This window comes from Limnoraphis robusta CS-951, assembly GCF_000972705.2.
Map to the genome: position 1 here is coordinate 1 of NZ_LATL02000160.1, position 5,775 is coordinate 5,775.

A 5,775-nucleotide genomic window follows, 5' to 3' on the forward strand; every position below is an offset into this window, starting at 1 on the left:
TTCCTGCATCACCCCGGACTGTCGGCAGCACCCGGTCAGACAGGCATTTCACCAAGAAGCCCTCGGCATAACCTTCTAAATTCAGGCTGGCATTTAAATCACGGTCAACGCTTACACCGCAATTATTACAGTTAAAAACTCGTTCTTTCAGTGGCATTTCTTGAACGTGACCGCAACTTGAACAGGTTTTAGTTGACGGATAAAATCTGTCAGCAAAAACTACTACTGAGCCGTACCACTCGGACTTATACTCGACTTGGCGGCGAATTTCATAAAGAGCAGAATCGGCTATAGCACCCGCTAATTTATGATTTTTCATCATCCCAGAAACATTCAAGTCTTCTAACCCGATGACTGCGTGGTTTTTGCATAGCCATGAGGTTAGTTTGTGAATTGTATCTTTGCGAATGTTAGCCACTCTTTGATGTGCTTTTGCAAGTCTCAGTCTAGCTTGATTCCTGTTGTTAGAACCCTTCTGTTTTCTCGAGAGTTCGCGCTGAAGTCGAGCCAGATTTTTCAGTGCTTTTTTGTGAGCTGCTGGATTGGTAAAAACAGTACCATCTGAACAGGTCGCCAATGCCTTAACTCCAACATCAACACCCAGATAAACTCTTGATTTTACAGTCTGTTCTGGCTCAAATTCGTAGGCTACAGACAGATACCAAGAATCAGCGACTCGACTAATTGTGACTCGCTTTGTGTTGATTTCAGGTAGGGGTTCATAAGTGTTAACCCATCCAATAAAAGGAAGTTTTAACCTCCTCCCTGAAAACCTCATTACTTTGCCACAATTATCGAGAGTAAAGCTATCATTTCTGCCTTTTTTCTTGAACTTAGGATGTTTGGCAATGCCTTGAAAAAATCGGCTAAATGCTTCTCCCAAGTGCATGAAAGCAAATTGATAAACTCTAGAACTTAGGGTTGACTGCCAGGGATAGTTTGGCTTAATGTGATTGGTGTAGAACTTTTTTAGCTTATTCGCAGAAGGTTTTAAACCCTCTTTGTAAGCTTCATTCCACATCGCTAACGCCCAATTCCAAACCCACCTAGAATATCCCGCGTGGGTCGCCATTAAGGTTCTTTGACGGTTGTTAAGTTTGAGTTGGGTTTGAAAGGCTCGTTGCATAGATCTATTATCTGATCTTACAGATAGTACCGTTTTGTACCATAAATCGTCTACTAAGTTACTTCTCTGCGTTCAATGGTAGGAGGGTAATATCAGTTTACAGTTAACAGTGACCAGTGAAGACAGTTATCAGTGACCAGTTTACAGTGACCAGTGAAGACAGTTATCAGTGACCAGTTTACAGTGACCAGTGAAGACAGTTATCAGTGACCAGTTAGCAATCTTGCCTGTTGCCTTTTGCCTGTTGCCTTTTGCCTGTTGCCTTTTGCCTGTTGCCTTTTGCCTGTTGCCTTTTGCCTGTTGCCTTTTGCCTGTTGCCTTTTGCCTGTTGCCTTTTGCTTGTAAACTGTTGACTGTAAAAGCTGTTATAGTATTAGGCGCAAACCTTTGAATTGATCCATCAATGACAGATAGTAAACCTCAAATTCATGTTAACAACTATTCTCCTTCCCTATTAGTTGCTAAGTTACATTGTTACTTCCGAGATTTCTTAGATTACTATGAAATTGAGAAGGGTAGAGTCTTAAGTTCAATGGAAACGGTCGAAGATGAACAAGAACAAGAAGAACTCAGACAAAAACTACAAAAATTAAGTGAACAAATCGCTTATATGGGTGCTGTCAGTGATTCTCTTTCGGCAGCGAATCGACTGCTACACGCTAAAGGAGTTGTTGTTAAGCTGGAGTTAGATGAGGACATTTATAAAATCTACAATTCAACGGAACCATGAAAATACTTGTACTGAATGCAGGTTCTAGTTCTCAAAAAAGTAGTTTATATAATGTTGAGGGAAATACCCTTCCTCAACAACACCCGGAACCGATCTGGGAAGGTAATATTGACTGGACTGCATCCAATGATTTCGGCACTTTGAAAGTCAAAGCCAATGGAATTAAACAGGAAATGAAATTAGACCCCAATAAACGGGTTGAAGGGGTTTCTAAAATGTTGGAGACTTTGACTCAAGGAGAAACTCAAATTCTGGATCAATTATCAGAAATTGATATTGTCGGTCATCGGGTGGTACATGGCGGTTCAGACTATTCAGAAGCCATTCAAATTACGCCTGAAGTTAAACAGGTTATTCACCGTTTAATTACCCTCGCACCGAGCCATAATCCCGCTCATTTAGAAGGAATAGAAGCGATTGAACAGGTGTTACCTGATGTTCCCCAAGTGGCAGTTTTTGACACAGCTTTTCACAGTAAAATGCCGCTATCTTCTGCCGTTTATCCGATTCCTTATCAATGGTTTGAAAAGGGAATTCGGCGCTATGGATTTCATGGAACCAGTCACAAATATTGCGCTCAACGGGCTGCACAACTCTTAGGAAAACCCCTAGAATCTTTACAGTTAATTACTTGTCATTTAGGCAATGGTTGTTCATTAGCGGCAATTCGAGAGGGAATCAGTGTCGATACCACAATGGGATTTACCCCATTAGAAGGTTTAATGATGGGAACTCGGAGCGGTTCAATAGATCCCGCTATTTTGATTTATTTGATGAGAAATCATCATTTTGATGCCGATCAGTTAGATATTTTGTTGAATAAAGAATCGGGCATAAAAGGAATTGTGGGAAGTTCGGGCGATATGCGCTATGTGTTAGAACAAATAGAAAAAGGAGATGAACAGGCGAAACTAGCTTTCGAGATGTTTATTCATCACCTAAAAACATCTATCGGTTCAATGTTAGGAAATCTCACCCGTTTAGATGCGTTAGTCTTTTCGGCTGGAATTGGAGAACATTCCGCCCCGGTTCGAGAAGCAACTTGTGCAGGCTTTGAATTTTTGGGGCTGAAAATCGATGTCGAAAAAGATGCAAAATCACCAATTGATACAGATATTGCAACAGAAGATTCCCCAGTCAGAGTATTAATTATTCATACCGAAGAAGATTGGGCGATCGCCTCAGAATGTTGGCAGATTTTAAAACAAAATTAACCCTTAATCCTTCATCAATAACAAAACACCAAGTCGCGAAAATTAGCTTTCTTTGTGTCTTGGTGTCTTTGTGTTTTTTTCTCCTTAAGCAAAGTTACCTGTTTTGATGAGATGTGCATATTTTTGTGACATCAAACGTAACTAAGGATGCACAAGTTCGATGAACCTGCTAACCTAGAAATAACTTATTTTGTCAGCCTGTAGCTAGCCGTCAAATCCCTCAAATCAACAACCCTCAGAGTCGCCTTTCAGGTTTATCGGTGACTGTCAAAAAATTTAGGGTCAGTATCTGAAAACGTGAATCAATCTGTTGTAATTAACTTTAGTGAAGGAAGCTGTCAACGGGGTTTTCCAAGTGTTGTCGCTCAATTGTGGGAGCAGGATCGCAGCATCAAAACTCAATGGACAGGGAGTTTACCCCCTGCATTAGAACTTGTAGAACGCTTTAAAAAATGGCGATCGCTTTATCCAGTGATGTACAATTATTGTGGATGGCGACAGTCAGAAATTGAGTTTGAAGATGAGGATATCACCCAAGTTTCTGAAGCAGAATTTCAAGCCATTTGTCAGCAATTAAGAACAGGTTTAAACCAGTGGTTGAACTCAGGATCATTCGGACGAATTGAACGCCAAATGCGAACTCATCTGACTCCTGATCAAGAAATTCGCGTAATTCTGCAAACAGAAGATACACAACTGCGACGCTTTCCTTGGCATTTATGGAACTTTTTTGTAGATTATCCTGACGCGGAACTCGCTTTAAGTATCCAACAATTTCAACCCCCAATTTCTAAACCTCGTGAGCGAAAAAAGAAAGTTAGACTGCTTGCTATTTTAGGAAATAGTAAAGGGATTGATGTGCAAACAGATCGCCAACTTTTAGAAAAACTTCCTCATGCGGAAACGGTGTTTTTAGTCGAACCTCAACGTCAAGAATTAGATCGATGGCTTTGGGATGAACAGGGTTGGGATATTCTATTTTTTGCGGGACATAGTTCTTCTTTGGCTGAAGATCAAATGGGAAAACTTGAAATTAATCCTCAAGAATCTATTTCAATTGAACAACTTAAAAATTCACTCAAAGCCGCAATTCGACAAGGATTACAACTCGCTATTTTTAACTCTTGTGATGGGTTAGGATTGGCTCGTGAACTCGCTGATTTACAAATTCCGCAGTTAATTGTGATGCGAGAACCTGTTCCCGATGGAGTGGCTCAAGCCTTTTTAACGAGTTTTTTACCGACTTTTTCGAGAGGAAAATCTTTTTATCTTTCGGTGCGAGAAGCCCGAGAAAAGTTAGAAGCGTTAGAAACACAATTTCCCTGTGCGGGTTGGTTGCCCGTCCTGTGTCAAAATCCGGCGACAACAGCTCCAAATTGGCAACAATTGCGAGATGGAATAAAACCCGAAAAAATTATCCCAAAAGTTTATATTTCTCCGCCTATTTTATTAACAGGTGTGAGTTTAATGGTGAGTGTATTAGTGATTATAATACGAGCTTTAGGGATTTTACAACCCCTTGAACTGAAAGCCTTTGATCAATTGATGCGATCGCGTCCTGATGAGGGAATGGATTCTCGCCTATTATTAATTACCATTACAGGTGCAGATGTGCAAGCACAATCGCCTGAAGAACGTCAAGCTACCTCACTTTCTAATCGGGCTTTAGAACAGTTAATCGAAAAGCTAACTGAGTATCAACCGCGTGCAATTGGGTTAGATATTTATCGAGAAATGCCAACTGAAGCTAACTATAAAACCTTGATTAATTCTTGGCAAAATTCAGATCGATTAATTGGAGTGTGTCGAGTGGGGGAAGATGCAGATAACCCCGGAATTGCAGCCCCACAAGAAATTCCAAAAGAAAATTTACGAGAACGAGTTGGATTTTCTAATACCACAATTGATCCGGATAATATTGTCCGACGTCAACTAATTGGTCAAGCTTCTCCCCAATATTCTTTGTGTCAAGTTGATACCTCTCTTAATTTTCGCTTGGCGTTGCGTTATTTAGCCGATGAAGGGATAACCGATGAAATTACAAAATCAGGAAATGTTAAAATCGGAGAAGCGATTTTTAAGCCCGTCGAACCTCATGCGGGTGGATATCGTTCAATTGATGGGAAAGGATATCAATTTATCATTAATTATCGTGCAACTCAACAAATAGCACCTCAATTCACGTTAGCTGAGGTATTAATTGAAAATCGCCTAACTCCTGAGTTAGTAAAAGACCGAATTGTTTTGATCGGAACGACAGATAAAACCTTTAAAGATATCCATCGTACACCCTTCAGTCAAGGGGATGTTCCCGATATTCCCGGTGTTGTTATTCAAGCCCACATGGTCAGTCAAATTATTAGCGCTGTTCAAGACAAACGGCCTTTAATTTGGTGGGTATCTGAATGGGTTGAATTGCTTTTAATTTTAGCTTGGTCTGGTTTAGCCGCGTTGGAAGTTTGGAAGTTAAACTCACCTCAAAAATTGATGTTGGCAATGACAGGAAGTTTGATATTTCTCTATAGTAGTTGCTACGTTATTCTGTGGCTTTCTGGGGGTTGGATACCTTTAATTCCCTCTGCGATCGCCTTTATTTCTACAGTAACCCTGATTATTATTATTCGCCGACTATTCATATCATGTCCGACTAATCAATAATGATTCTGTAGGGGCGGGTTCAGTCAATATCTTTAGCACTACTGAGA

4 protein-coding genes are annotated in these 5,775 nt (G+C 40.4%); 3 read left to right on the forward strand and 1 reads right to left on the reverse strand.

Features of this window, described 5'->3' with window-relative positions; all coding sequences use genetic code 11:
* Positions 1–1,126 (reverse strand): RNA-guided endonuclease InsQ/TnpB family protein (locus WN50_RS14090; RefSeq protein ID WP_049559516.1); only part of this gene is annotated, 1,126 nt, incomplete at its 3' end.
* Positions 1,127–1,529: 403 nt separating this feature from the next.
* Here WN50_RS14090 and WN50_RS14095 point away from each other — a divergent pair.
* The 3 genes from WN50_RS14095 (at position 1,530) to WN50_RS14105 (ending at position 5,728) form a co-directional block, all read left to right on the forward strand.
* A complete protein-coding gene (locus tag WN50_RS14095; RefSeq protein WP_046279409.1) occupies positions 1,530–1,856 on the forward strand; it encodes a hypothetical protein in 327 nt (108 codons plus the stop codon).
* Positions 1,853–3,070 carry an acetate kinase gene (locus WN50_RS14100; RefSeq protein WP_046279410.1) on the forward strand — a complete coding sequence of 406 codons (1,218 nt, stop codon included), beginning with the start codon at positions 1,853–1,855 and terminating at the stop codon, positions 3,068–3,070. The genes WN50_RS14095 and WN50_RS14100 overlap by 4 nt, the downstream gene beginning before the upstream one ends.
* Positions 3,071–3,367: 297 nt before the next feature.
* A complete protein-coding gene (locus WN50_RS14105; protein ID WP_046279411.1) occupies positions 3,368–5,728 on the forward strand; it encodes a CHASE2 domain-containing protein in 2,361 nt (786 codons plus the stop codon).
* The last annotated feature ends 47 nt before the right edge of the window (positions 5,729–5,775 follow it).

Bases quoted from the DNA above. Each gene is read 5' to 3' on its own strand.
- WN50_RS14095 (WP_046279409.1), top strand. From the start codon at position 1,530: ATGACAGATAGTAAACCTCAAATTCATGTTAACAACTATTCTCCTTCC.
- WN50_RS14100 (WP_046279410.1), top strand. From the start codon at position 1,853: ATGAAAATACTTGTACTGAATGCAGGTTCTAGTTCTCAAAAAAGTAGT.